Source organism: Rhodonellum sp., assembly GCF_030656585.1.
Lineage (GTDB): Bacteria > Bacteroidota > Bacteroidia > Cytophagales > Cyclobacteriaceae > Rhodonellum > Rhodonellum psychrophilum.
This window is the reverse complement of sequence record NZ_JAUSPP010000066.1, coordinates 112,449-138,050: the sequence shown is the minus strand read 5'-3', so window position 1 is coordinate 138,050 and position 25,602 is coordinate 112,449. Positions and strand designations below refer to the sequence as shown.

General features: G+C 43.8%; 24 protein-coding genes. 20 read left to right on the top strand and 4 right to left on the bottom strand.

The features are described 5' to 3' along the window. The first annotated feature begins 184 nt into the window (after positions 1-184). The 17 genes from Q7J63_RS17020 to Q7J63_RS16940 all read left to right on the top strand — a co-directional run bounded on the left by Q7J63_RS17020 (position 185) and on the right by Q7J63_RS16940 (position 18,101). Positions 185-496, top strand: coding sequence for a hypothetical protein (locus tag Q7J63_RS17020; protein WP_304887850.1), 312 nt, complete (start codon positions 185-187; stop codon positions 494-496). A 12-nt stretch (positions 497-508) separates the two neighbouring features. Continuing rightward, complete coding sequence (locus Q7J63_RS17015; RefSeq protein ID WP_304887884.1) at positions 509-724, top strand: hypothetical protein; 216 nt, start codon at positions 509-511, stop codon at positions 722-724. Next, a complete protein-coding gene (locus Q7J63_RS17010; protein WP_304887848.1) occupies positions 699-3,020 on the top strand; it encodes a glycosyltransferase in 2,322 nt (773 codons plus the stop codon). The genes Q7J63_RS17015 and Q7J63_RS17010 overlap by 26 nt, the downstream gene beginning before the upstream one ends. Positions 3,021-3,056: 36 nt before the next feature. Further along, positions 3,057-3,518 carry a DUF2267 domain-containing protein gene (locus tag Q7J63_RS17005; protein WP_019597809.1) on the top strand — a complete coding sequence of 154 codons (462 nt, stop codon included), beginning with the start codon at positions 3,057-3,059 and terminating at the stop codon, positions 3,516-3,518. Positions 3,519-3,608: 90 nt separating this feature from the next. Next, on the top strand, positions 3,609-6,014 hold the full coding sequence (ppsA, locus tag Q7J63_RS17000) for a phosphoenolpyruvate synthase (RefSeq protein WP_051107558.1): 2,406 nt from the start codon (positions 3,609-3,611) through the stop codon (positions 6,012-6,014). A 3-nt stretch (positions 6,015-6,017) separates the two neighbouring features. Beyond that, complete coding sequence (gene acsA / locus Q7J63_RS16995) at positions 6,018-7,751, top strand: acetate--CoA ligase (RefSeq protein WP_304887846.1); 1,734 nt, start codon at positions 6,018-6,020, stop codon at positions 7,749-7,751. 53 nt (positions 7,752-7,804) lie between these two features. Next, positions 7,805-9,328, top strand: a complete 1,524-nt coding sequence (locus Q7J63_RS16990; RefSeq protein ID WP_304887845.1) for a trypsin-like peptidase domain-containing protein — start codon at positions 7,805-7,807, stop codon at positions 9,326-9,328. Positions 9,329-9,357: 29 nt separating this feature from the next. Next, the gene (gene pdhA, locus Q7J63_RS16985; protein ID WP_304887843.1) at positions 9,358-10,347 is read left to right on the top strand and encodes a pyruvate dehydrogenase (acetyl-transferring) E1 component subunit alpha; all 990 of its coding nucleotides are present in this window, start codon (positions 9,358-9,360) and stop codon (positions 10,345-10,347) included. A 45-nt stretch (positions 10,348-10,392) separates the two neighbouring features. Beyond that, entirely contained in the window at positions 10,393-10,614 is a 222-nt protein-coding gene (locus Q7J63_RS16980) for a hypothetical protein (RefSeq protein ID WP_304887841.1), read from the top strand. A 12-nt stretch (positions 10,615-10,626) separates the two neighbouring features. Next, positions 10,627-11,619 carry an alpha-ketoacid dehydrogenase subunit beta gene (locus Q7J63_RS16975; RefSeq protein ID WP_304887839.1) on the top strand — a complete coding sequence of 331 codons (993 nt, stop codon included), beginning with the start codon at positions 10,627-10,629 and terminating at the stop codon, positions 11,617-11,619. Further along, positions 11,616-12,902 carry a dihydrolipoamide acetyltransferase family protein gene (locus Q7J63_RS16970; protein ID WP_304887837.1) on the top strand — a complete coding sequence of 429 codons (1,287 nt, stop codon included), beginning with the start codon at positions 11,616-11,618 and terminating at the stop codon, positions 12,900-12,902. Before Q7J63_RS16975 ends, Q7J63_RS16970 begins: the two co-directional genes overlap by 4 nt. After that, positions 12,899-13,144, top strand: a complete 246-nt coding sequence (locus Q7J63_RS16965; protein WP_019597801.1) for an acyl carrier protein — start codon at positions 12,899-12,901, stop codon at positions 13,142-13,144. Before Q7J63_RS16970 ends, Q7J63_RS16965 begins: the two co-directional genes overlap by 4 nt. A gap of 196 nt (positions 13,145-13,340) precedes the next feature. Next, positions 13,341-14,096: an SDR family oxidoreductase gene (locus Q7J63_RS16960; protein WP_304887834.1), complete on the top strand. Its 756-nt coding sequence runs from the start codon at positions 13,341-13,343 to the stop codon at positions 14,094-14,096. Positions 14,097-14,216: 120 nt separating this feature from the next. Further along, entirely contained in the window at positions 14,217-14,648 is a 432-nt protein-coding gene (locus Q7J63_RS16955; protein WP_304887832.1) for a hypothetical protein, read from the top strand. A gap of 520 nt (positions 14,649-15,168) precedes the next feature. Beyond that, a complete protein-coding gene (locus Q7J63_RS16950; protein WP_019597797.1) occupies positions 15,169-15,909 on the top strand; it encodes an SDR family NAD(P)-dependent oxidoreductase in 741 nt (246 codons plus the stop codon). A 771-nt stretch (positions 15,910-16,680) separates the two neighbouring features. Further along, the gene (locus tag Q7J63_RS16945) at positions 16,681-17,334 is read left to right on the top strand and encodes a glycosyltransferase family A protein (RefSeq protein ID WP_019597795.1); all 654 of its coding nucleotides are present in this window, start codon (positions 16,681-16,683) and stop codon (positions 17,332-17,334) included. Positions 17,335-17,339: 5 nt separating this feature from the next. Beyond that, the gene (locus Q7J63_RS16940; protein WP_304887830.1) at positions 17,340-18,101 is read left to right on the top strand and encodes a hypothetical protein; all 762 of its coding nucleotides are present in this window, start codon (positions 17,340-17,342) and stop codon (positions 18,099-18,101) included. A 500-nt stretch (positions 18,102-18,601) separates the two neighbouring features. On the opposite strand, the gene Q7J63_RS16935 is transcribed toward Q7J63_RS16940, so the two are convergent. Further along, the gene (locus Q7J63_RS16935) at positions 18,602-19,018 is read right to left on the bottom strand and encodes a DUF2141 domain-containing protein (protein ID WP_304887828.1); all 417 of its coding nucleotides are present in this window, start codon (positions 19,016-19,018) and stop codon (positions 18,602-18,604) included. After that, complete coding sequence (locus tag Q7J63_RS16930) at positions 19,015-20,091, bottom strand: AMP-binding protein (RefSeq protein WP_304887827.1); 1,077 nt, start codon at positions 20,089-20,091, stop codon at positions 19,015-19,017. Before Q7J63_RS16930 ends, Q7J63_RS16935 begins: the two co-directional genes overlap by 4 nt. Positions 20,092-20,259: 168 nt before the next feature. On the opposite strand from Q7J63_RS16930, the gene Q7J63_RS16925 reads away from it, so the two are divergent. Both Q7J63_RS16925 and Q7J63_RS16920 read left to right on the top strand, forming a co-directional pair. Continuing rightward, positions 20,260-21,093, top strand: a complete 834-nt coding sequence (locus Q7J63_RS16925; RefSeq protein WP_019597787.1) for a 1,4-dihydroxy-2-naphthoyl-CoA synthase — start codon at positions 20,260-20,262, stop codon at positions 21,091-21,093. Between the two features lie 482 nt (positions 21,094-21,575). Then, positions 21,576-22,415, top strand: coding sequence for an alpha/beta hydrolase (locus tag Q7J63_RS16920; protein ID WP_304887824.1), 840 nt, complete (start codon positions 21,576-21,578; stop codon positions 22,413-22,415). On the opposite strand, the gene Q7J63_RS16915 is transcribed toward Q7J63_RS16920, so the two are convergent. Together Q7J63_RS16915 and Q7J63_RS16910 are read right to left on the bottom strand one after the other, a co-directional pair. Further along, positions 22,412-23,224 (bottom strand): universal stress protein, encoded by an 813-nt coding sequence (locus Q7J63_RS16915; protein ID WP_304887822.1) that lies wholly within the window; start codon positions 23,222-23,224, stop codon positions 22,412-22,414. The genes Q7J63_RS16920 and Q7J63_RS16915 overlap by 4 nt on opposite strands. Positions 23,225-23,308: 84 nt before the next feature. Continuing rightward, positions 23,309-23,905, bottom strand: coding sequence for a class I SAM-dependent methyltransferase (locus Q7J63_RS16910; protein ID WP_304887820.1), 597 nt, complete (start codon positions 23,903-23,905; stop codon positions 23,309-23,311). A 168-nt stretch (positions 23,906-24,073) separates the two neighbouring features. Between Q7J63_RS16910 and Q7J63_RS16905 the strand changes: the two genes are divergently transcribed. Further along, positions 24,074-25,513, top strand: a complete 1,440-nt coding sequence (locus Q7J63_RS16905) for an MBL fold metallo-hydrolase (RefSeq protein WP_304887818.1) — start codon at positions 24,074-24,076, stop codon at positions 25,511-25,513. Positions 25,514-25,602: the final 89 nt, after the last annotated feature.

Here is a 25,602-nt window from a genome sequence, read left to right as displayed (position 1 = left end):
TATCGGGCCCTTTCGTCCAGATTTAAAATGAAAGTGAGTCCATTTGCAAGGGGATAAAGCAGGGGGTAAAATCGATGAAATTCTTTTTTCTGATAATATTCAGCATTTTTAATGACATTAATCATTTGATTAAATAATTATAATTTATAGATTTATTATCCTAAAAAAATAAAAAAAATAGGATATGTTTTTAATAAAAAAAGAAGTAGTGTTATTCGATCCCTCAGGACATAAGTTTGAAAGCCATGGCGTATTCAATCCTGCTGCAGTGGAAGCGCATGGGAAGATGTACTTGCTTCACCGTGCGACCAACAAAGCAAATTTCGTCAAGGTTGGGAATGCTGCTTTGAAAACCCCAAGGGGAATAGGGGAGCGGAGTGTGGAATCTCCTATTGATTCCGCAGGAGTTTTGTGCGCTACAAGGAATCGAGGATCCTCGCCTTGGATATGTGTACCATACCGGGGCCTCACTTTTGGGTCTGGAGGATCCGACTAAGGAAGTTGGGGGATTGGAAACTCCCTTTTTTGGACAGCGCATGATTGGGAAAAAATGGGTCTGGTCAACAGCCTGGTGTTTCTCACGGGAGCCATCCTGAAGGATGAATCCCTATACATCTACTATGGTGCTGCGCACAATCGAATAGGCACTGTTTCCCTTGATTTAAAAGAACTGATCACTGAAATAAAAAGCAATAGCCATGAGAGAAAACTTCAATACAGATAAGGAAATCCTGGTACTTACATCCTATCCACCGCGAGAATGCGAGATTGCCACCTACAGCAAGGATTTGTTCGATGCGTTGGCGGATGGCATGAGCCGCACTTTTTCGGTTTCTATCTGTGCCTTGGAAAATGGAAAATCAAGAGAAAGTTACCCTTCTGAAGTGAAGTATGTCTTGGACGTAACCGATCAATCCGCTTATATCCACTTGGCAGAGAGGATCAATAGGGAGAAGAAGATCCAGGCAGTTTTCATCCAACATGAGTTCGGAATGTATGGAGGTGAATTTGGTGAGTACCTGATGTACTTTTTGTATTCACTGAACAAACCGGTGTATGTCACTTTTCACACCGTCATTCCCTCTCCTGAGGAAAAGAGACTATTGATCGTCAGAAGCATGGTCACGATCGCAGAGAAAACGATCGTCATGAACAAAAATTCCGTTCGGATTTTGGTGGAGGACTATGGGCTCTCCGATTCGAAAATCACCATTATTCCCCATGGAATCCATCCGATTGAATCCAAAGAGAAAGCCAGCCTGCATAAAGCTCATGGCTATGAGAACAAAAAGATCATCTCCACTTTTGGACTCCTCAGTTCGGATAAAAGCGTGGAGACTGCACTGGAAGCCCTACCTAAAGTCATTGCCGGATTTCCGGATTTGATGTTTGTCATCTTGGGAAAGACACAACCCGAAGTGATCAAAATGGAAGAGGAAGTGTACCGAAAACATCTCCAGCGGAAGATGAAGCAATTGGGATTGGAAAATCATATTTCCTTTGTCAACCGATATTTGGAAACCCCTGAGTTGCTTGAATTTCTTCAGCTGACGGATATTTACCTGTCCACCTCAAAAGACTGGGATCAGGCCGTCAATGGCACTCTTGCTGTTGCAAGGGCATGTGGCTGTGCGGTCATTGCCTCGGTAAATCCACAGGCCAAGGAATTGCTGTCCGAAGATATCGGTATTTTGGTGGATTTTGAAGATCCGGATCAGTTGGCAACTGCTTTGACACGGTTGTTGGAAGACGACGAATTGCGGGATCGGATGGGCAAAAATGCGATCTATCAAGCAAAGGCAAGTGAATGGGGGAATGTGGCGGTAAAACATGCCCATGTCCTGCAAAGCCATGTTCCGGGACAGGAACTCATTTTCGACTTGCCGGAAATTTCGCTGAAACATATCCTTAAGCTGACCGATCGGTTTGGCATCCTTCGGTTTTCCAAAATGGGAACCCCTGATATTTCATCGGGCTACACCCTGGATGACAATGCCAGGGCACTTATCGCGATGTGCATGCACCTGGAATTCAAAAAAGATCCCATGACTTTTTTGCTGATGGATAAATATTTGTCCCTGATGGAATCCTGTCAAAGGGAGGATGGTGTTTTCCTCAACTCTATCGATTCTGAAGGGAATGAGCATCTCCAAAACGCAGGGGAAAATCTGGAGGATGCCAATGGTGGTGCAATCTGGGCATTGGGAACTTTGGTCGCACACCGGGAACACCTTCCCGCTAATTTTATCATCAGGGCCGAAATGTGTATCCATCGGGCAGTCTATTGGGTAAAGGAATTGGAATCCCCACGCGCCATTGCCTTTGCGATCAAGGGTCTCTATTTATACAATCAGTCCCACCAATACCGACATATTCGAGAGTTGATCCTTTCACTTGCAGATGTCTTGGTAGAAAAATACCATGCCGTCAGCGATGCAGAATGGCAATGGTTTGAGGAGTACATGACCTACGGCAATAGTATCCTTCCAGAATCCCTGCTGTATGCCAACTTTTTGGACGGAAAGGAAAAGTACAGCAGCATCGCAAAGACGACTTTTGATTTTCTTCTTTCGAAAACTTTCGAGGGCAAAAGCATAAAAGTTATATCCAACAAAGGATGGCCTCAAAAGGGAGAGGACCCTAGACAAGAAGGAGGCGGACAGCCCATAGAGGTCTCAAATACCATTCAGTCGTTACAGCTTTTTCATCAGGTTTTCGATGAGGAGGGATATCGTGAGAAAATGGAGATTGCTTTCAGTTGGTTTTTAGGCAATAATCATTTGCACCAATTGATCTATAACCCCCTCACTGGCGGTTGCCATGATAGCCTTGAAAAAGAAAATGTCCACCTCAACCAAGGGGCTGAATCCACCATCAGTTATTTGATGGCGATATTGACCATGGAAAAAGCAGGCAAAGGAATACCCTTTTTGCAAGACGCTTCTCTTGTTGAATACCAGGATTTGGAGCGGCGACTGATAGGGCGGAATTCCAAGTTTTACCAGAAAAACAAACATTGATTTTGATGTAAAAATGAACTCTTAAAAAAATTAGCCATGCCATTGAACTTCGATCAACACGCACAAAAAGGAAATCAATTCCTAAACCAACTCCTGGTGGAGTTGGGAGAAAATTCGACAAAAGAATCTGCCCAAAGAATCCTCAGGGCTGTATTGAGGACGCTGAGAAACTACCTGACCATGGAGGAGAATTTCCAATTGCTCGCCCAGTTACCTGTGGCCATTAAAGGTGTTTATGTGGATGGCTGGTCCCCGTCAGCCAAAAAAAAGGGGGAGAGTAAAAAAATAAAAGGTTTTTTGGCGGAAGTCATCCATGAAGAAGGAATTGCTTCCTGGAAGGATTTCTCGAATGAAGATGAAATATATGCGGCTGTCAAAGCCGTGTTCAGGACCCTTGGGAAATTCGCCTCTGAAGGCCAGATGAAGGATGTGGAAGCCGTTCTCCCCGAAGATTTAAAACAATTGCTAAGGGAAAACAATGTTTCCCAAAAAAAATAAACCGTCTCAAAAGGAAGGAAAGAATAGGGTGTCAGAGATTTTCTCGGCTCTTGATCAAATAAATTGATGGATAAAAACAAGTCTGAAACAATGAAATATTCCCTGCCATTCAATCAACTCCGAAATACAGACCTACCCAAGGTGGGAGGTAAAAATGCATCCTTGGGTGAAATGATCCATGAGTTGAGCGGTTTTGGGATTAAAATCCCCGATGGCTTTGCAATCACGGCCGAGGCCTATCGTTTTTTTATCCAACACAACCAGCTGGAAGAAAAACTACGAAAGGAACTTGATCAATTGGATGTGGAAGGACTTAGCAATCTAGACACGGTCGGAGCAAATTGCCGGGAAATTATGAACAGCGGTCATCTTCCCGAAGCAGTAAAAAAAGAGATACTCGAATCGGCTGCAAATTTGGATGCCGGGACGGGGATTTCGGTAGCCGTAAGAAGCAGTGCTACCGCCGAAGATTTACCTACCGCAAGCTTTGCCGGGCAACACGATAGTTTTTTGAATGTTCAGGGAAATGAAAACCTTCTGTTGGCCATAAAAAAATGTTATGTTTCGATTTTCAATGACCGGGCCATCAAGTACAGGATCGACAATGGATTCGAACACCTGATTGTGGCACTTTCAGTTGGAGTTCAACGCATGGTCCGTTCGGATATCGGTAGTGCCGGCGTGGCTTTTACGCTGGATCCCGAAAGCGGTTTCGAGAATGTAATTTACATTACATCCGCTTGGGGTTTGGGCGAAAATGTGGTTCAGGGAGCCGTCAATCCAGATGAATTCTATGTTTTCAAACCCGCCATTTCTAAACATCAGCAGAGCATCATTCACCGGAAATTGGGTGAAAAGGAAAACAAGATGGTGTATTCCAATGGTAAAGGGACGGAAAAGCCCATTGTGAACATCCAAACACTTCCCTCGGAAAGAACTGTTTTTTCTCTTTCAGACAAAGACGTGGTCATCCTCGCAGAATGGTGCTATAAAATTGAAAAGCATTATCAATTGGCCATGGACGTGGAGTGGGCCAAAGATGGCTTGACAGGGGAATTGTTCATCGTACAAGCAAGACCGGAAACTGTTCACGGTAGAAAGGAAAACATTTCGATCAAAGAATATACACTGCTCTCCAAAACAGAACCGGTTTGTAAAGGCAAGGCTGTAGGTCGCTCCATTACCTCTGGAATAGCAAGGATCGTGCATTCAATCGCAGATGCCGGGAAAGTGCAAAAAGGGGATATAATCGTGGCAGACATGACCAATCCCGATTGGAATGCCATGTTGCGGAAAGCCGTGAGCATCGTCACCAACAAAGGAGGAAGAACCAGCCATGCGTCCATTGTGGCTCGGGAACTTGGTATTCATGCCATCGTAGGAGCAGGTGATGCCACCGAAAAACTCAAGGATGGCCAGATGATTACGGTTTCCTGTATCGAAGGAGACGATGGATTGGTCTATGATGGGCAGTTGGATTGGGAGGAGAAAGAAATCAGCATAGAACATATCGGCACCACCAAAACCAAGCCCATGTTGATATTGGCGGACCCTTATAAAGCATTCCGGCTTTCATTTTATCCTAATCAAGGGGTGGGACTTCTTCGAATGGAATTCATCATTGCCAACTCCATCCGCATTCATCCCATGGCTTTGGTGAAATACAAGGAACTGGAAGAGAGCAATGACAAAAAAGCCATAGAAGCGATTACCCATCAGTATGCAGACAAGAAGAAATACTTTGTGGATCGGCTATCGGAGGCACTCGCAATGGTGGCGGCAGCATTTTATCCCAAAGAGGTCATTGTGCGGATGAGCGATTTCAAGACCAATGAATATGCGCAATTGATCGGCGGGAAAATATTTGAGCCAAAAGAGGAGAATCCCATGCTGGGCTTCCGAGGAGCATCACGCTATTACCATGAGCGGTATCGGGAAGGATTTGGATTGGAATGCGAAGCAATACGGGTGATACGGGATGAAATGGGATTGACCAATGTGAAGATCATGATCCCCTTTTGCCGAACCGTGGAGGAAGGGAAGCGGGTACTGGAAACCATGAAGGAGTTTGGTTTGGAACGCGGGAAAAATGGTTTGGAAGTCTATGTGATGGCCGAACTCCCCAGCAATGTCATTCTTGCAGAAGCATTTGGAGAGATTTTCGATGGCTTCTCCATCGGGTCCAATGACCTCACCCAGCTCACATTGGGAATAGACCGCGATTCTGCCATCATCAGTGATTTGTTTGATGAAAACGATGCCGCGGTCAAGCAATTGCTGAAATCTGTGATCCTCTCCGCAAAAAAATCAGGAAGAAAAATAGGGCTTTGCGGACAAGCCCCGAGCGATTATCCCGAATTCGCAAAATTTCTTGTAGAACTGGGTATTGACAGTATTTCTTTCAATCCGGATGCTTTGCTCAAGGGCATTGAAAACATCCAGTTGGCAGAAGTGGCAATGGAAAAAGTTTTGGATCCTATCAACCTAAAATCCTGAATTATGAAATCAGTCCATCCCATAAAATCGGTTATGCCCAATCTTTCAGAATACGATGCTTTGTATTCGGGTTTTGAGTGGAACGAAGAGAGAATACATCTTGATGGTCTCCCCTCAGGAAAAGGATTGAACATCGCACACGAAGCCGTTGATCGACATGCAGAAAGTGAGTTGAAAAACACAATCGCTTTGCGGTTTATCAATACTGAAAGAAGCACGGTCGATTTTTCCTACTCAGAGCTGAGGAAGCAAACATCCAAGTTTGCCAACGTCCTGGAAAAAATAGGAATTGGAAAGGGAGAAACAGTTTTTACGCTTCTTGGAAGGGTTCCCGAATTGTATGTTTCGGGATTGGGGGCACTGAAGTACAGGGCGGTTTTTTGTCCTTTGTTTTCCGTTTTTGGCCCAGAACCCATTTTCCAAAGATTGAGTAGGGGGGATGCTCGGGTTTTGGTGACCAATACCGCTTTTTTTGAAAAGAAAATCAAGTCCCAACTGGAACGACTTCCATCATTGCGGTATATCCTGCTTACCGATTCTCAAGAGCACCTCGCTGATAATGTGCTTTCGTTTTCAAAAGCAATGGAAGAGGCATCAACGGATTGGGTCATTGGTCCAACCGATCCGGAAGATCCGGCATTGTTGCATTTTACCAGCGGGACGACGGGCATGCCAAAAGGGGCCTTGCATGTGCATCAGGCGGTGCTGACGCATTACAGTACGGGTAAATATGTGCTTGATTTTCACAAGGGGGATATTTTTTGGTGTACAGCAGATCCTGGTTGGGTTACGGGAACTTCTTACGGGATAATCGCTCCCCTGGTAAACGGTGTGACGAGCATCATCGACGAAGAGGAATTCGATGCGATGCGGTGGTACAGCATTCTCGAAGAGCAAAAAGTCAATGTTTGGTACACCGCCCCCACTGCCATCAGAAGATTGATGCGGATGGATATCTGCCCAAAGGAAGCCTATCAGCTGGACAAGCTTCGGTTGATTTTGAGCGTCGGCGAGCCGCTTTATGCCGAAGCGGTGATCTGGGGAGAGAAAAACTTCGGTTTTCCCATCTTGGATAACTGGTGGCAAACCGAAACCGGCGGGATCATGATCGCCAATTATCGATCGATGAAGGTAAAACCCGGTTCGATGGGAAAACCCCTTCCCGGAGTGGAAGCAGCCATTGCCGAGATCAAGGACAATGAATTGACACTCTTAACCAATCCTGGCGATCAAGGTCATTTGGTATTGAAAAAAGGCTTTCCGTCACTTTTTCGGGGATATCTGCATGATGCCGAAAGATTTCAAAAATGCTTTGTGGGGGATTGGTACATCACAGGCGACTTGGCGAAGATGGATGAGGATGGTTATTTCTGGTTTATTGGTCGGGCCGATGACATCATCAAAACGTCAGGCCATATGGTGGGGCCATTTGAGGTGGAAAGCACATTGATGCGGCATCCCTCTATTGCAGAAGCTGCGGTGATTGGGAAGCCGGAGCCGTCGATTGGGGAATTGGTGAAAGCATTTGTAGTCCTGAAATCCGGGACTGAGGCAGGTGAGGAGATGAGGAGGAACATCATGGGTTATGCCAGAAAGGAAATGGGGCCGGCAGTAGCACCCAAAGAGATTGAATTTGTGGAGAGCATTCCCAAAACCCGCAGTGGAAAGATTTTAAGAAGACTTTTGAAGGCACGCGAACTTGGTTTGCCCGAAGGGGATACTTCCACTTTGGAGTGAGGACGAAACGCTTGGAGAGTAAACCGTAATTTTCATTTAAATCATTTTTGGTCATGAGACGATTTAGGAAAATAAATTTTTTAGCGCTAATAGTTTCTTTGTTTCTCTTATTTTTTGTTTTTCAGGCTTGCCAAGCACAGGAAAATAAAAATGAAAAAGACATAGAGGCCATTCAGAAAAGTGCCGAAATCGTCACGGAGAAAGTCAATTATTCAGGAATTGTTGATTTCAGAATGGCTGCAAAAATAGCCACACCGGGTGTCGTGAACATCAGGAGTACTTTTAATCCTCAAAAGCAGGGATCTAGGGAAGAAGACAGGTTTTACAATATTCCGGATCCTTTTAGGGATTTTTTCAAAGACGATCCTTTTTTCCGGGAATTCAGGTTTCAGTTTCCAGAGTCCCCAAGGTTCAATCCGGACACCCTGATTGGGAGTGGTTCCGGCGTGATTCTGACACCTGATGGATACATCATCACGAATCATCATGTGGTGAAAAATGCCGATGAGATCAACATTACCCTATTTGACGGGCGCAGCTATACGGCCTCTGTGATTGGCAATGACCCACAAACGGATCTCTCCTTGCTGAAAATTGAGGAAAAGGGGCTTTCCTTTATTCGGTATGGGGAAAGTGATATTTTGGAAGTTGGAGAATGGGTCGTTGCAGTAGGCAATCCCTTCAATCTCGCCTCGACTGTCACGGCTGGAATCGTCAGCGCCAAGGCCAGGAACATCAATATCCTAACCGATCAAGGGGCTGTTGAATCTTTTATCCAAACGGACGCCGCCGTGAATCGGGGAAACAGTGGCGGTGCCTTGGTGACATTGGATGGAAAACTTGTAGGGATCAATACCGCGATCGCCACACCCACAGGCGTTTATGCAGGATATGCGTTTGCGATTCCTGTAGATATTGTGAAGAAGGTCGCCAACGATTTGATGAATTATGGCACTGTAAAAAGAGGGGTTTTGGGGATCATGATCCGGAATATGAACAGTACACTGGCCAGAGAATTGAATATGGATAGGGCCAATGGGGTATATATCGACAGTGTGATGCTGAACAGCGCTGCCAAGAATGCCGGATTGAAAGAAAAGGATGTTATCATCGGGATTGACGGTGTGGAAACACTTTCAGCTGCCAGCCTTCAAGAGCTCATCATGCGCAAACGGCCCGGTGAGAAAGTGAAAATATCCCTGATCAGAAACGGTGTTGAACACATCGAACTCGTGGCCACACTCAAGGAGCAGGAGAGAACAACCGAAACCGCCATCTTGAAGAATGTCAATTTGCTAAAGGATCTGGGGGTGGAGCTTGCCGAAATCAATGAGGAGGACCGAAAGCGGTACGATGTGAAAAGCGGATTGAAAATCATCAAGCTCTTTGAAGGGAAACTGAAAAGAAACACCAGTATCCGGGAAGGGTTTGTCATCACATCCATCAACAACAAAGCGGTAACCACTTTACAATCATTCCTACAGGCCATTGACATTGAAGGGCAAAAAGGCGGCATCATGCTCGAAGGAAAATATGCCGGTGATCCCACCTATTATTATTATGCTTTTGGGTTGTAAAAGAAGTTTTATATAAATGAAGAATCAAAATGTCAAGCTCCTCAAAAAAATCGAAAACCTTGGACTCCGAAAAAGGACAGCACCTTTTTTACCAAATGCTGCTCATTCGACGGTTTGAGGACAAGTCCGCTGAACAATATACCAAAGGCAAAATAAGGGGTTTTTTACACCTTTATGTTGGAGAGGAAGCCGTGGCGGTCGGGGTGATCCAAGCCTTGACCGAGGAGGATAATATTTTAAGCACTTATCGGGAACATGGACATGCTTTGGCCAGGGGAATGGAACCCGGAGGCATCATGGCGGAAATGTATGGCAAACAGGAAGGTTGCAGCAGGGGAAGAGGAGGCTCAATGCATCTTTTTGATGCTTCCAGAAGGTTTTTCGGAGGAAACGCGATTGTTTGCAGTCATCTTCCGATGGCTGTTGGAATGGCTTTGGCCTCCAAAAAACAGAAAAAAAACCAGATTACCTGCTGCTTTTTTGGAGAGGGGGCAGCGGCCGAGGGGGAATTCCATGAAGCCATGAACCTGGCGGCTTTGTGGGAGGTTCCGGTTTTGTTTGTCTGTGAAAACAATCAGTATGCGATGGGGACGGCCATTCAATATTCACACGCAGTACTGGAAATCGAAAAAAAAGGCGCTGCCTATGGGATTGAATCTACCGCTGTGAATGGCATGGATCTAATGGCGGTGATGGATGCCACAGATAAAGCTGTCGATAAAATCAGGAAAACCGGAAAACCCTATTTTTTGGTTTGTAATACCTATCGATTTAGGGCACATTCCATGTTTGATGCGGAATTGTACAGGGATAAAAAGGAAGTGGAGGAATGGAAAAAAGCAGATCCTATTCCAGCATTTCAGGACTACTTGTTGAAACAAAAATTGATAACGAAAACTGAGCTGGAAAAAATTTCCGCGCGCGTGGACAAAGAAGTTCAGGAGGCGAGCGATTTTGCGGAAGCCGGAACATGGGAGCCATTAGAAGATTTGACAAAGTTTGTTTACAGTGAAAAGTAAAGGATTGATTTTCCATTGACTATTGAAATGCAAAAGCCAAAAGACATGCAAAAGAAACCAGAAGAATTTCCGATTCTGCCCAAAATCCCCGGCATCACGCCGAACCCTGATTTTCCCTTACCGGCAATCGACCCGGAATACCCGGGAATTCCCCACCCGGAAGAAAATCCCAAAGAATTCCCAATACCGGAAATCGAGCCGGAGGATTGGCCGGAGATTGACCCCGACACAGAACCTGAAAAGGAACCTGATATGAAACCCAATTGATTTTTTTTTCCGATGGAAGCGAGCAATACGATCAAAATCACTTACCGGGAGGCACTCAAGCAGAGTCTCCGAGAAGCACTTCAAAAAGACGACAGGGTTTTTTTGATAGGGGAGGATGTAGGCCGTTACGGCGGTGCTTTTGCAGTGAGTAAGGGGCTTTTGGAAGAGTTTGGAGAAGAGAGGATTATGGATGTACCGCTTTCCGAATCTGGGTTTGTGGGGGCTGGCATCGGGGCGGCAATGGCTGGAATGAAGCCCATAGTCGAAGTGATGACCATTAACTTTGGACTATTGCCCATGGACCAGATCATCAACAATGCCGCTACTTTACTGCACATGTCCGGAGGTCAGTTGAATGTGCCCGTGGTGATTCGGATGGGATGTGGCATTGGGCGGCAATTGGCAGCTCAGCATTCCCATAGTTGGGAACCTTTTTATGCCCATGTCCCGGGATTGGTGGTGCTGTCGGTGGGCACCCATGAAGATGCAAGGGGAATGCTCGCTGCTGCCCTTGAAAGTCCAGACCCTGTCATCATTTTCGAATATACTTCCATGCTCAACATGGAAATGGAAATAGCCAAGGATGTCCCCGAGCTAGGGATAAACAAAGCCAAGGTGAGACGGGAAGGCAATGACATTTCCATCATCACCTATGGAACAGGCGTGCATAAATGTATGGAAGCAGCAGCTGAATTGGCAAGGGGAGGCATCGATGCCGAAGTTATTGATTTGCGGGTATTGCGTCCCTTGGATGAGGAGACTTTTTTGGCTTCCGTGGCCAAGACCCATCAGGCATTGGTCGTGGAAGATGCTTGGTGTTCAGTTGGTTTTTCTGCGGAAATAATTTCGCGGATTATGGAAAAGGCTTTTTATGAATTGGATGCTCCCGTAAAAAGATTGTGCGGCGTGGAGGTGCCCATTCCCTATCCCTTACATCTCGAGGAGGCTTCGGTTCCTCAAGTAAAAGATATTGTCAATAGTGTTCAGAAAACTTTAAAGCCATGATAGAATTTTTGATGCCCAGTTTGGGAGCAGATATGGAAGATGGGACCCTAGTGGAATGGAGGAAAAAACCGGGTGATTTTTTAAGCCGAGGAGATATCATTGCCGATGTGGATACGCAGAAAGGATTGATAGAAATCGAGGTTTTTGAAGAAGGGGTCCTTGAAAAACTACTGGTGGAAGAAGGTGTGAAAGTGCCAGTAGGGACGATTTTGGCCCTAATTAATACCGATGGGATTGCAGGGAAAAAATCAAAGGATCAACCCATGGATGAAAAAGTCCCGGTACAGCAGCCGATTGAAGAAAAGCGGCCAGTTTCTTTTGAAGAGCAAAATTCAGAATCGAAAAGGATAAAAGCCTCGCCCTTGGCAAAGAGAATCGCCGAAGCAGAGCGTATTGATCTTTCGAGCATTTCCGGAACTGGAGAAAATGGCGCCATCACCAAGGAGGATGTTGAAAATGCCATCGCCAGTCGGGAAGGGGTAGCTGAAATGGAAAAACCCAAAGGAATTAAAATGGAGATAGCGGGAGAGCCTGAAAAAGGCAAAGCGGGTACGGAGCAGGCGGGAATGGAACAGCTTAAAGAAGCTGTTCCCGAAAAAAAACCAATGGGGACTGTTCCGCCAGTGGAGGCCATTCGATCGGCAGTCGCTGCGGCGATGAGCAAATCCAACCGTGAAATTCCGCACTATTATCTGGAGAAAAAAATAGACATGTCCAAGTCGCTTTCCTGGCTAAAAGAAGCGAACAGCGAGCGCCCGGTCCAAAAACGTCTCCTCCCTGCGGCATTGCTCATCAAGGCAGTGGCACTTGCCGTGGATGAAGTCCCGGCGCTGAATGCGGTTTGGGAAAATGGTTTGCAGCTGAAAAACGAGATCAATATTGGCTTTGTAGTTTCGCTGCGCACAGGCGGAATAATGGTCCCAGCAATCCACCAGGCAGATGCAAAAAGTGTGGATGAAATCATGGAAGTGCTGAATGATGTCATCCCAAGGGCAAGGGCATTGAAACTCAGAAGCTCGGAACTCAGTGATTCCACGATCACCATCACCAATATCGGTGAAGGAAGTGCAGACAAGGTTTTCGGGGTGATTTACCCACCACAAGTGGCCATTATCGGTTTTGGGGGGATTTCTGAAGAACCCTTTGCGGAAAATGGCTTGTTGGGTATCCGTCCTATTGTCCATGTCACCTTGGCAGGGGATCACCGGGCGACGGATGGTCTGACTGGAAGCCGGTTTTTGGGGGCATTGAACAAGTACCTACAAAATCCTGAAACGCTATGAACAAATCCGAAATTTTAAATACCATTCATGAATTGCTGAAAAATATTGCGCCAGAAATGGATCCAACGCTGCTGGGTCAGGAGGAAAATATTCGTGAGGCACTCAATATTGACTCCTATGATGCCTTGCAGTTTATTGTGGCCTTGTGTGAAAAATTAAAGATCGATATCCCCGAGCAGGATTATGGAAAAACGGCTACGATCAAAAGTCTGCTTACGTATTTGGAAAAGAAAATAATTTGAACCCGAAACATGCATTAGATTTCCAAATAGGGGTTGAGACCGAAAGAAAATCAGACTGTTTGGAGAATAAGGCCAGTACCGAAAGGATGCGTTCAAAAACAGGAAGCAGCAGGCTGACTATTAAGCAATTTTAGGCTGGAATTGAATGGGTAATGCATGTCACGGGATGAAGTTCAACTTTTAAACCAAACAGATCATGAACAGGGAATTTGAAAATAAAGTAGCCATTGTCACCGGAGGGAGTTTTGGGATAGGCAAAGCAACGGCGATTGCCTTTGCGCGAAAGGGTGCAAAAGTTGTTGTTTCGGATTGGGTGGAGGACGAGGGTACAGTTGATCAGATCGAGAAGGAGGGGGGAGAGGCGATCTTTATCAAGTGTGATGTTTCAAAGGAAGAAGAAGTCAAAAACATGGTGGAGAAAACCTTTGCACATTTCGGAGGACTGGATTTTGCCTTCAACAATGCAGGTATTGAAGGCCACAAAGGCATCACGCACGAGTGCACGGATGAAAACTGGGACCAAACTTTAGCAATCAATCTAAAAGGCACCTGGCTTTGCATGAAATACGAAATCCCATTGATGCTCAAAGCTGGAAAAGGAGCCATTGTCAACAATTCTTCCGTCGCAGGATTGGTGGGTTTTCCGGGTATTCCCGCCTATGTGGCTTCGAAGCATGGCATGATTGGTCTTTCCAAAAATGCAGCCTTGGAATATGTAAAACAGGGAATCCGGGTAAATGTCGTGTGCCCAGGGGTAATCAAAACACCGATGATCGATCGCTTCACGGGAAAAGACAAAACAGTCGAGAAAAACATGGCAGCGAGCGAACCCATTGGAAGATTTGGTGAACCAGAGGAGGTGGCTGCAGCGGTATTGTTCCTTTGTTCGGACGGGGCCTCCTTTATTACCGGCCAATCTCTTGGGGTGGATGGGGGTTGGCTTGCCCAATAATTAGCTAAATTATCCGTTCTAATGAAAATTAGAGGCCGGAAAAGGTGCTTTTGTTCACTTTAAACCCTAAATTAATGGGGTGTAAACAGCTTTTATCATCTATAAAATCAATAAATAATTATGGAGACTGTATCAACAAAACAAATCGGAGTGTGGCTGGATCATTCAAAGGCGCATATAGTCGGACACAAAGATGGCAAGGCATTTTTGATTGAATCCGTCGATTCTCCTTACGAAAGAATTAAAAGGGAAGAAGGAGAGGTAAGCGACCACTCTAGGTTCGGCTCCGATCCCTTTATGTCCTCTAACAATGAGAACAAGAAGCACAACATTACCCAAAACGAAATCAATGAATATTTTAAAATCCTCGAAGGAAAACTCAAAAACTACGAAGATATTTTATTGTTTGGTCCCAGTACGGCAAAAGATCAATTGATCAACAGACTTTCGGGAAATAAATCCTTTGATGGGAAATGGGTTTCCGTGCAGAGCAGCGATAAGTTGTCAGAAAATCAACTGCTGGCCTTCGTGCGCGATTTCTTCAAGAGTTGATTCCTGAATAATTGCTTGAAAGTATGCAATAGAGCCAATTTCCCGAAAGCCTCGAAATCTAAAGTGCTCAGGGATTTGGCTTTATTTTTTTGAATTAATTGCAATAAAATCAAATTGAAATTGAAGCTGCCTTAAATCCGAAATATGCATTCGGTCTCCGAATAGGGTTGAAACTTCAAGTAAATCAGACTATTTGGAGAATAAGAAGTAGTACCAAGTATGGTGAAGTCAAAAACAGTAAACAATCGGCTGATTATGAAGCATTTTAGGCTATAATTCAATTGGCAATGCATAAAATGGGTTAAACCTTAAAGGCGAAACTGTTGGCACTTGATCTAAGAACCAGGAAATCTCTCCTGGTTCTTTTTTTGATTGGAACGCAATGGGGGAAAGATTTCAGTTTTACTGAAAATGATTTATTCGGGAAGTGCAACTGATTCTTGTCATGAAATTTCTAGGGAAATCCCGCTAAATTGTAGTTGGAAAATAAATTCAATTTTTAAGTTTAAATCACAGAATCATGAAAGGAAAAACCGTCATCATCACCGGTGCTGCGTCGGGAATAGGGAAAGCGACAGCAGAATTATTTGCCAAAGAAGGAGCCAACGTAGTGGTTTCAGATATCAATGAGACCGCAGCAAGAGTCGTCGCAGAAGACATCGTTTCCAATGGTGGTAAGGCGGTCTTCATCAAAACAGATGTGTCCATGCCAGAGGAGATGGAAAAATTAGTGGATTTTGCTGTTAAGACCTATGGCAAACTTGATATTGCTGTCAATAATGCAGGAATAGGAGGAGAAATCAACCCGATCGCAGATATGAGTATTGAAGGTTGGCACAAGGTGATTGGGGTAAACCTAAACAGCCTTTTTTATGGACTGAAATATCAGATCCAGGCCATGCTGAAAAGTGGAGGCGGAAGCATCGTCAATATTTCTTCCATCTTGGGTTCCGTGGGTTTTGCAGGTTCTGCCGGGTATGCCTCTGCCAAACATGGCGTCCTTGGTCTTACCCAAACCGCAGCGATGGAATATTCTTCCCAAAACATCCGTGTAAATTCCGTGGGTCCTGGATTTATCGAAACTCCTCTATTGGAAGCATTGGATAGTGAAATGAAAAGTCAATTGGTCGCGCTTCATCCGATAGGTCGCTTGGGGAGAAGTGAGGAGGTGGCAGAATTGATATTTTGGCTCGGTAGCGACAAGGCCTCCTTTGTGACGGGAAGTTATCATCCTGTAGATGGAGGGTATTTGGCCAGGTAAATCATTCCTGCAGGCGAATTTTGGTTTTGAGTAATCATGCTTGAACCCGAAATATGCAATAGGTTTCCAAATGGGATTGAAACTGAAAGAAAATCAGACTATTGGGAGAACAATTCCTGACATCGATAGGGTGAAGTTAAAAATAGTTAACACCTAATTGATTATCAGTACATTAAAATATTAAATGGAGTTCGTAATGCATAAAACGGGTTGAAGTGGATGAAATACCCATTGGATTGGTGGAGTAGGTCAAAGACTTAAACCCGAAATATGCATTCGGTTTCCTATTGGGTGTTGAAATTGTAAGAAAATCAGACCAATTCAAGAATAGGGTGAAGTACCGAAATGGTGAAGTAAAAAAAAGTAACCAACTGAATGATTATTAAGCTATTATAGGATTGCATTGAATTGGGAATGCATGAAACGGATTAAATTTGATTCAAGCCCTGATCCAATGGATATCTTCCCTTTTGCCATGATTTTTTTGAGTCCCAGCCCCAAATCGAGACAAAAATTTCATTTTGTTTTGAACCCAATCGCTTTTTCATTGTTAAAATGAATTGGTGTGTTGAATGTACCTAAGTAAATTGGAAGATAAACCTCTATTAAAGTTGATGTCCAATAAAGTGATATGCCAATTTTCCAGGGGTCAATTGAATGAGGTGTTTGATTTTCAATCTTTTAAAATCCCAATAAAACGATGCTTATATTTGTGAGGTCGGATCTTCAGGAAGTTTGGGAAGGCGAAGTGATTCAAGAAGTAAAAGAATAATGAAAGAGAAAGTAGAAATCTCCGTACTGATGTCTGTTTACAATACAGAATTTGGTTTGGTGAAAAGAGCCATTGATTCGGTATTGGCCCAAGATTTCCCAAATTTTGAATTGATTGTCATCGATGATGGCAGTGACAACGATCCTCAAAATTTATTGCTGCAATATATCATTGGGCACGAGGACAGAATCACCTATCTAAGACATAAAAATCGAGGGCAATCCAAATCCATAAACCGTGGTATTTTGAACAGCCGCGGAAAATACATCACCATTTTGGATGCGGACGACGAATTTGAAAGCCATCACCTTAGCGCTTGTCTAAAAGAATTGCAATCGGTCGATTTGATCGCTTCCACGACCAAAACCATCGTAGACAAGGAAGAGGATTATTATGTTCCTGACAAAAGAGATCCCTCTAAGATGATTCATGTGGATGATTGTGTTTTGTTTGCGACATTATTTGGAAAAAAAGAGGTTTTTCAAGAAATCGATTTTAAGGATTTTTACGCAGCCGATGCGGACTTTTATGAAAGGGCAGCAAGGAAATACAAGGTGAAAAAGGTCGATTTAAGAACATACATTTATTATCGAAATACACCCAACAGCATTTGTTCCCGCCTGAAAGTGGAAAATATATCCATAATGAATTAGTAGAAATGGATGATTTTTTGAATATCGGGAAGGGAAATGTGATCATGGCATGTCACATGACGGGGATATTTGATGTAAATCGAAATACCGTTTTGCCAGATGATGCTTATGCGTTGATCAAGGATTGGGCGGATTCCATCATCGATTTGAACCTCAAAGGGATTGTGTTTCACAATAATTTTTCGGATCAAACCTGCGCCGAAATCCAGGGACAACATATACAGTTCATCAAGGTGAATCACGATACAAGATTTACCCCAAATGTGTATCGTTATTTTCTCTACAGGGATTTTATCCAAAAACATTTCGATGAACTTCTAAATGTTTTTGTGACAGACATTACGGACGTGGTGGTCCTCAAAGATCCTTTCCAAGAGCCAATTTTCACAGGAAATCCCCAAGCGATTTTTTGTGGAGACGAACCAAAGCCGCTGCTGGATGATTGGATGCTATTGCATGCGGCACATTTACGGAGTAAAATTTCCGACTATCAAGGCTACGAAGAGGAATTCAAAGAGGCAACTTTGCTCAATTGTGGCATCATCGGCGGGAATGTTCAAGTGATGCAGTTGTTTCTCAGCCAACTCTGTTCACTCCATGAAAAATACAACAGCGACAATAAAACCGCATACACAGGAGATATGGGCGCTTTTAATTATCTGGTCAGAACAGAATTCAATGATCGGGTCATTCATGGACCTCCCGTCAATACGGTTTTCAAGGAATATCAGACGGAGAGAAAAGGCTGTTGGTTTAGGCACAAATAACCTTACGGTAGAAATCTTTATGTCTTGGTTTTTATCACTGAAAGGAGGTCAACTTTGGTTTTAGCTTGACCGGTTCAATCCGAATTCTAGGAAATCGAAAAAGTATCGTAAAGCAGCTAACTTGATAAGTTAGATGGAATATGCATTAGATTTCCAAGTGGGGTTAAACCCGACATATGCAATGGGTTTCCATACGAGATCGAAACTGAAAGAAAATCAGCCTATATGGAGACTAAGTTTTTTTATGATAGGCTGAGGTCAAAAAAGTAAACAGTTGATCGATTGTCAAGCAATTTCAGGCTGAAATGGGAATGCATTATTCGGCTTAAATAAGGAGCTTGGAGACCTGACATACTAGCCAATATCAACAGTAGCCAAGAGATCACAAGGGAAAATTTGCAAATCCAAGGTGTGTATTGGGAGAAGGAAAACAGGATTTTTCCCAAAATGTTACAATCAGATTTTTAAGAAAGCATTGGGTTGCTGTTTGGGTGAATTGTCTAAAATCGGACACGAACGTCAACTTGCTCTTTATTTACCCGAAACTTTGCTTTTTCAAACGAAGGTGGACCAAAGTGCCCTGAGGCATTGTTGGAAAAACCATAATCATCCTTTGGGATTCCCAGAATATTTGTGCGCAAATATCCCAGGTTTTGGCTGTCATGGAAAACCGAAATCGCATAAGCTCCTTTGGGGATTCCTTTAAAAGTGAAAGTAACCTTGTTGTTGATAATTTCTCCTGAGGCACTTTTGAACGCTTTTTTGGGGTCATTTGGGAAACCATTCTCCCCATCGAATAGCAAAACTCTAACCACCCCCTGGCTGTTTTTTACATTTGTGACCTCTAACTTGATTTCGGCACAGGGTTGATCTTGCATCATGATAAAAACTGAAAAGAAGAGGATCAATAATTTCATTTGGCAATGTTAAGGTTGGCCCTTCGGTTAATCTTTCCGGAAGGAGTTCTCATGAAATCCGAAACGAATAAAACTGTTTTGGGAACAAGATGTTTATGGAAGTTTTTCCGGATCTCCATTAGCAAATCTTTTGCCCTTTTTTGTTCTGGCTGTGCATTTTCAATGACCAAAACCAATTTTTGGCCAAACTTGGAATCTTCAAGGGCGGAAAGGAAAAAATCACTTTTTGGAAAAAATTCAGAAACAATCGCTGCCAGCTGGGGTTCAAGGATTTCCGGTTGGATTTTGATCCCTCCTGAATTGATCGTAAAATCGGCTCTTCCAAGCCAGACAAACTGATTGTTTCCGATCAATTCCACCAAATCATTGGTCTGTAAGTGTTTTTCCTGAGCCATCGGCGCTTCCAACCACAAGCGCCCCGACGCATCCGTTCCGATGCCAACCTTGGGCAGAGCGGTATAGATGGGTTTTTGTCCGTTGATTTTAGCCAAGGCCACATGGGAAACCGTCTCGGTCATGCCGTAGGTTTGGTAAGCATTCAATTTTTCCATCCCTATTTTCTCCAAAAGGGCGGGGGATATTGGAGCACCTCCAATGATCAGTTGTTTGATTTTTTTCAGCTCGCCGGCGGTTTTTGTACTGTCCAGACACGCCGCTACCTGCATGGGTACCATCGCGGCAAAATCGAATTCCCGATTCATACTTAGTTCCAAGAGCGGATTCTCCTTTGGTGCAACCAATACAACATCTGCATCCCACTCCAAGGCCCTGACCAACATCATTTTCCCTGCGATCATGTCTGTACTCAGGCAGCACAACAAAAGCGAATTGGGCTGAATGCCAAAGAAATCCTTGGTGGCCTTGGCGCTGATCTCCATCTGCCGGCGATGGACGGTGATGGTTTTGGGAGTACCAGTAGATCCGGAAGTTGAAAGTTCGAAGAGCATTTCTCCCCTCAGCCAATCCCTACAAAACCGCAGGGAAGATTCCAAGTAGGGGTCTTTCTCAGTCCAAAGGCTATTCTTGATTTCCTCAAATGAAAGACTCCCGATTTGTAAAATGATTTTCCCCATGGTTCAAATTAATGGAACGCAAAATAATGATAACTGGAACAAAATTCGAATTTTCATCCAATTCAGGAGTTTTAATTTCAGCAAAAGAAGGGAACTAAAAAACCGTAGAATTTTGGTGAAGCCTGTTATCTTGCATAAAATTTATTGCTCAATCAAATCAAGAATACCATGAATTGGATAACGGTAAAAGAATATCAAGACATCACATATAAAAAAAGCGGGGGAGTGGCAAGGATTGCCTTCAATCGTCCTGAAGTCAGAAATGCTTTTCGACCCAGAACGACCAGCGAACTTTATGAGGCATTTTTGGATGCAAGGGAGGATACTTCCATTGGGGTGGTTTTGTTATCGGCAGAAGGACCTTCTCCGAAAGATGGTGTCTATTCTTTTTGTTCAGGTGGAGATCAAAAAGCCCGTGGACATCAGGGATATGTAGGAGATGATGGAATGCATCGCTTGAATATTCTGGAAGTACAGAGGTTGATCCGCTTTATGCCCAAAGTCGTCATTGCGGTGGTGCCAGGATGGGCAGTCGGTGGGGGACACAGTCTCCATGTTGTCTGCGATTTGACCTTGGCAAGCAAGGAACATGCGATTTTCAAGCAGACGGATGCAGACGTGACCAGTTTTGACGGAGGATATGGATCTGCTTATCTGGCCAAAATGATCGGGCAAAAAAGAGCAAGGGAAATCTTCTTTTTAGGCAGGAATTATTCCGCTCAGGAGGCTTTTGAAATGGGTATGGTCAATGCCGTAATTCCCCATGCAGAATTGGAAGAAACTGCCTATCAATGGGCCACAGAAATTCTGGAGAAATCTCCGACTTCCATCAGGATGCTAAAGTTTGCCTTTAACCTGACGGATGACGGAATGGTGGGGCAGCAGATATTTGCAGGAGAAGCCACGCGTTTGGCCTATATGACCGAAGAAGCGAAAGAGGGAAGAGATGCTTTTCTGGAGAAAAGAAAACCTGATTTCAAGGATGTCAAGTGGATTCCTTAATGATTTTTTGGGTTTTGGAGGAATCTCTTCAAAACCCAATTTTTCCCAATCCTTAACTTTCCCAGGTTTGGGAACAAGCTTAAGCTTGTTGTCTTAATGGATTTCCAAAGACTGGATTTTTCCTTTTAGGATAAAACTTCTCAGACATATTTATTTTGGATACAATGTTCTGTATAAGTGGATTTTAGTAAATTCGGTGAAACCTAGAACCATATTTATATAAACAGGTTTTTTATCATTCTACTTGTGATTATTTTTGAATAGTGTCATTTTGGGTGTAATGATTTCATCAGTGCTTGGGGTGAAGCCCTCGGGATTCTGTCCTTTGGCGGAAGAAGAATCATTAAGGCAGTTGAATTGAGTTTTGGATTGCTTGGCCCTTTTGCAGTGGATTAAATGATATTGTTGCGATTCCTTGGTTGGGATTGACGATACCCTTTGGAAGGAAAAAAATTGCATGGTTGCAAACTAAAAAATTATACATGAAACATCTGGAAACCGAATATACCACTCATGACGGGATCAAACTTTATCTTCAAGCGTGGTTGCCAGAAGTTCCCAAGGCAGCAGTATTGATTGTTCATGGCTTGGGGGAGCATAGTGGTAGGTACATGCATTTTGCCGAAAAATTGGCGTCCCGTCATATTTCGGTTTTCACTTTTGATGGAAGGGGCCACGGGAAATCCTCTTTGCCATCTCCAACAGCCTATTTTGAAAACTATGAGGATTACCTAAAGGATATTGATGCTCTTTTTGGGAAGGTCAAGGGTTTTGCGGGAAGTATTCCATCTTTTATATTCGGCCACAGCATGGGCGGGGGCTTGGTGACGAGCTACGTGGTCAACTATCAGCCAGATGCGAGAGGTATTGTATTGAGTGCCGCAGCTTTGATGCCTGCGGAAAATGTGTCCAAGATTTTAATCGCGGCCTCTGCTTGGATCAGCAAGCTTGCCCCCAAATTAAAGGTATTGAAATTGGACAGTAAAATGGTTTCAAGAGACCAAGAGGAAGTCAGGAAATACGATGAAGATCCGCTGGTCTACCATCAGGCTGTTGCTGCAAGAACAGCGTACGAAATTTTGAGGATGATGGGGCAGGTGGAAGAAAAGATGCCTTCATTTACCTTGCCAATACTCATCCTGCATGGTACCGATGACAAGTTGATCAACCCAAAAGGAAGTGATCTTTTGTATGGAAAAATTTCTTCCCGAGACAAGAACCTCATCAAATATCCTGGTCTCTACCATGAACTGCTCAATGAATTTGAAAAGGAGCAGATCATGGATGAGATCTTGATTTGGATCGAAAAAAGGTTGAATTAAGGGTTGGTCTTTAATACCAAAAGGGGGACATGGGTGTGGTAGACCATTTCCACGGTTTGGCTCTTGTTGAAGAGGTATTCAAAGAATGACTTGTTTTTGTAGAACATGACCAAGAGTGTGCCTTTGTTTTTTTTCAAATATTTGTCAATGCCTGTGGTCACTTCCTCGGCCGTTTTGACTATAAAAGAGATGGATTGCTTCGGATAGTTTTCCTTCAAATAGGACTCCAATCCCTTGAGTGTGATGTCTTTTTCGAAAGCATGGGTTTTTTCCACATGGAGAAACTCATAGGGAACCTTGAATGGTGCCGTGAGCATCATCAATTTTTTGTAATTCAGTTCCTCTTCCTTCGCCAATTCGACGGAAACACTGATTTTGTTTATCTTTTTCCAAGTGGCATTGCTAGGTACCGCCAATACGGGGACTTTACTTTCTTTGATGACATTTCCGGTATTGGAACCCATCAATGCTTTTTTCATGCCACTCGCGCCTTGGGTACCCATCACGATGAGGTCATAGCCTTCTCTAAATGCCGTGGCCGTGATGACAGTGGAAATGGCTCCTTGCAGGATTTTATAATCCACTTTCAGTCCTTCTTTTTCTCCCTCCTTCACTTCTTCTTTCATCGCTTTTTTTGCATCCTTTTCTATTTGGTCGACGATTTCGGCAGCTTGCGCCGCAAAATCATAAATCGCATAAAAAGTAAACAATAAGGTAATGGAAGCGCCATGCATAAGGGCTATTTTTTTGGCAAATTCCAAAGCATTATTGGCATTGTCGGAAAAATCAGTGGGAACAAGGATTTTCATGGTTTCGGGATTTTTGTTCTACTAATTTACGAATATTAAATTAAACTAAAAGGTGATTAAAATCATCACTTTTAAATAAAATGTTTATTTCTTTATCCCTTTCAATCGGATGATATGTCCATCTCCCAGATGCCCTTCTCCTTCCCGAAGCGTGAGAATTCCATCAAATTCCTCAATCCACTTGACCCCAGGAAAAACACCTTTCAACTCATTCATGGCATAGAGCATTTCTATGTCTTTGGGGCCACCCGATGGGTAATTCAACTGATCCTTACCAAATCCCTCAATGACCAAAGTGCCCCCGGGTTTGAGCGCCTTCAGCAATTTTTGGTAGATGGAGACAGACAGGGGAGGTGGTAAATGAAAATAAATCAAGGCCAACATGTCAAACTCGTTCGGTGTGGTCGGGAAGTCATTGGCATCGCAGATCTGAAAATCTATCTGGAGTCCTAAGGATTCTGCCCGCTGGACCGCACGGGTTTTTCCGATTGCACTCTGATCAAATGCAGTGACCTTCCAGCCTTTGGATGCGGCGTAGATTGCGTTTCGGCCTTCACCCTCGCCGGGGAGCATTATTTTACCAGGTAAGGTTTCTTCTAGCTTTTCTTTGAAATACAAATTGGGTGCATCACCATATAAATTTGGTTGGTTTTTAAATTTTTCATTCCAGAAATTTTCCATGCATTTTGTTTTTTATGCCGCTAATTTCGGGACTAGGAGGGACGAATTGCGTAACATTGGATACAGACGCTCATTTTCACAAGTTGTGGTTTTATGGGGCTTGTAACAAACATCACAGATGTTGCCTGTCAAAAATGCTAATTTTGTTAAATAACTTGAATCAGTAATATGAAAAAAATCCCCATTTATTTACTCTTGTTTCTTGTATTTTTTTCCAATGCAGACGCCTTTCAATTTGAACAGTTGATCAAAGCAAAATCGTTGGAAAATGTGGAAATCAAACAATTCGAAGACGATGGATTGGCACATTTCAGCTATGCAGTCAGTGTGGATGGAGGAATGGTTTTGGTGGATCCGGGACGTGATCCTCAGCCGTATTATGATTACGCAGCGTCCAAAAACGCCAAAATTATCGGGGTGATCGAAACGCATCCCCATGCGGATTTTGTCAGTTCCCATTTGGAGATTTATCAAACCACAGGCGCTACGATTTATGTCAGCAAATTGGTCGGAGCCAATTACCCGCACCAAGCCTTTGATGAAGGGGACGAAATAGTGCTTTCACCGAACGTAAAATTGAGGGCTGTTTTCACTCCCGGGCATTCTCCGGACGGGATTTCCATTGTGGTGGAAGAGAATGGTGAAGATGTTGCTGTTTTTACGGGTGACACGCTTTTCATTGGTGACGTAGGCCGTCCCGACCTCAGAGAATCCGCAGGTAGCATCATGGCAAAAAGAGAAGAATTGGCCAAGATGATGTACAAAAGTACGCGCGAGAAACTCATGACACTGGATGATGAAGTGGCCGTCTTTCCAGCCCATGGGGCGGGCTCACTTTGTGGGAAATCCATGAGTCAAGAAAAAAGCAGCACCATCGGAGCCGAAAAGGCAACCAATTATGCTTTGCAAGAAATGACGGAAGCGGAATTTGTTTCCCTTCTTTTGGAGGACCAACCTTTTATTCCGAAATATTTCCCTTTCAATGTGGATGTCAATAAAATCGGAGCGGAACCCTTTGTGGCCTCGGTAGAAAAGGTCACTATACTGGAAAGGAATTACCAACCAGGACCTGGGAGCATCATTATCGATGGTCGACATGAAGAGGAATACAAAGCTACGCATCTGGAGGATGCTGTTAACATCATGGATGGCGCCAAGTTCGAAACCTGGTTGGGAAGTATTGTGGCGCCAGGAGACAGCTTCTATTTGATAGGCAAAGATGAAGTGCATCTTCAAGCACTCATCTCCAAAACCGCCAAAATCGGGTATGAAACCTTTATTCAGGGTGCATTTGTGTTTGATGCCAAGGATGGTATACAATCCGATACTTTCGATCAAGACCTCTTTGATCAAAACAAAGATGCTTTTACAATCATTGATATCAGAAACGCAGGAGAGGTGGCCGAGGGTAAGGTGTTTGAAAATGCCATCAATATCCCCCTTCCAGAGCTGATGGAACGTGCCGGGGAAATTCCAACTGGAAAGCCAGTGGTGATCCACTGTGGTACCGGATATCGCTCCGCGGCGGGTAGCAGTATTGTGAAGAATGCCCTTAAGACCACAAAAGTACTCGATATGAGTGGTGCAATTTTGGAATACAAGAAATAAGAATTGATAAAACCCCCTGTTTTATAGGCAAAATGGAGAATCAAGAGGTTGTCCTAATTGCTTTTGGAACAGCACAATAGAGATAAAAT

Excerpts from the sequence above, each read along its gene's own strand:
- Q7J63_RS17020 (WP_304887850.1), top strand. The coding sequence starts at position 185 with ATGTTTTTAATAAAAAAAGAAGTAGTGTTATTCGATCCCTCAGGACAT.
- Q7J63_RS17010 (WP_304887848.1), top strand. The coding sequence starts at position 699 with ATGAGAGAAAACTTCAATACAGATAAGGAAATCCTGGTACTTACATCC.
- Q7J63_RS17005 (WP_019597809.1), top strand. The coding sequence starts at position 3,057 with ATGCCATTGAACTTCGATCAACACGCACAAAAAGGAAATCAATTCCTA.
- ppsA (WP_051107558.1), top strand. The coding sequence starts at position 3,609 with ATGAAATATTCCCTGCCATTCAATCAACTCCGAAATACAGACCTACCC.
- acsA (WP_304887846.1), top strand. The coding sequence starts at position 6,018 with ATGAAATCAGTCCATCCCATAAAATCGGTTATGCCCAATCTTTCAGAA.
- Q7J63_RS16990 (WP_304887845.1), top strand. The coding sequence starts at position 7,805 with ATGAGACGATTTAGGAAAATAAATTTTTTAGCGCTAATAGTTTCTTTG.
- pdhA (WP_304887843.1), top strand. The coding sequence starts at position 9,358 with ATGTCAAGCTCCTCAAAAAAATCGAAAACCTTGGACTCCGAAAAAGGA.
- Q7J63_RS16980 (WP_304887841.1), top strand. The coding sequence starts at position 10,393 with ATGCAAAAGAAACCAGAAGAATTTCCGATTCTGCCCAAAATCCCCGGC.
- Q7J63_RS16975 (WP_304887839.1), top strand. The coding sequence starts at position 10,627 with ATGGAAGCGAGCAATACGATCAAAATCACTTACCGGGAGGCACTCAAG.
- Q7J63_RS16970 (WP_304887837.1), top strand. The coding sequence starts at position 11,616 with ATGATAGAATTTTTGATGCCCAGTTTGGGAGCAGATATGGAAGATGGG.
- Q7J63_RS16965 (WP_019597801.1), top strand. The coding sequence starts at position 12,899 with ATGAACAAATCCGAAATTTTAAATACCATTCATGAATTGCTGAAAAAT.
- Q7J63_RS16960 (WP_304887834.1), top strand. The coding sequence starts at position 13,341 with ATGAACAGGGAATTTGAAAATAAAGTAGCCATTGTCACCGGAGGGAGT.
- Q7J63_RS16955 (WP_304887832.1), top strand. The coding sequence starts at position 14,217 with ATGGAGACTGTATCAACAAAACAAATCGGAGTGTGGCTGGATCATTCA.
- Q7J63_RS16950 (WP_019597797.1), top strand. The coding sequence starts at position 15,169 with ATGAAAGGAAAAACCGTCATCATCACCGGTGCTGCGTCGGGAATAGGG.
- Q7J63_RS16945 (WP_019597795.1), top strand. The coding sequence starts at position 16,681 with ATGAAAGAGAAAGTAGAAATCTCCGTACTGATGTCTGTTTACAATACA.
- Q7J63_RS16940 (WP_304887830.1), top strand. The coding sequence starts at position 17,340 with ATGGATGATTTTTTGAATATCGGGAAGGGAAATGTGATCATGGCATGT.
- Q7J63_RS16935 (WP_304887828.1), bottom strand. The coding sequence starts at position 19,018 with ATGAAATTATTGATCCTCTTCTTTTCAGTTTTTATCATGATGCAAGAT.
- Q7J63_RS16930 (WP_304887827.1), bottom strand. The coding sequence starts at position 20,091 with ATGGGGAAAATCATTTTACAAATCGGGAGTCTTTCATTTGAGGAAATC.
- Q7J63_RS16925 (WP_019597787.1), top strand. The coding sequence starts at position 20,260 with ATGAATTGGATAACGGTAAAAGAATATCAAGACATCACATATAAAAAA.
- Q7J63_RS16920 (WP_304887824.1), top strand. The coding sequence starts at position 21,576 with ATGAAACATCTGGAAACCGAATATACCACTCATGACGGGATCAAACTT.
- Q7J63_RS16915 (WP_304887822.1), bottom strand. The coding sequence starts at position 23,224 with ATGAAAATCCTTGTTCCCACTGATTTTTCCGACAATGCCAATAATGCT.
- Q7J63_RS16910 (WP_304887820.1), bottom strand. The coding sequence starts at position 23,905 with ATGGAAAATTTCTGGAATGAAAAATTTAAAAACCAACCAAATTTATAT.
- Q7J63_RS16905 (WP_304887818.1), top strand. The coding sequence starts at position 24,074 with ATGAAAAAAATCCCCATTTATTTACTCTTGTTTCTTGTATTTTTTTCC.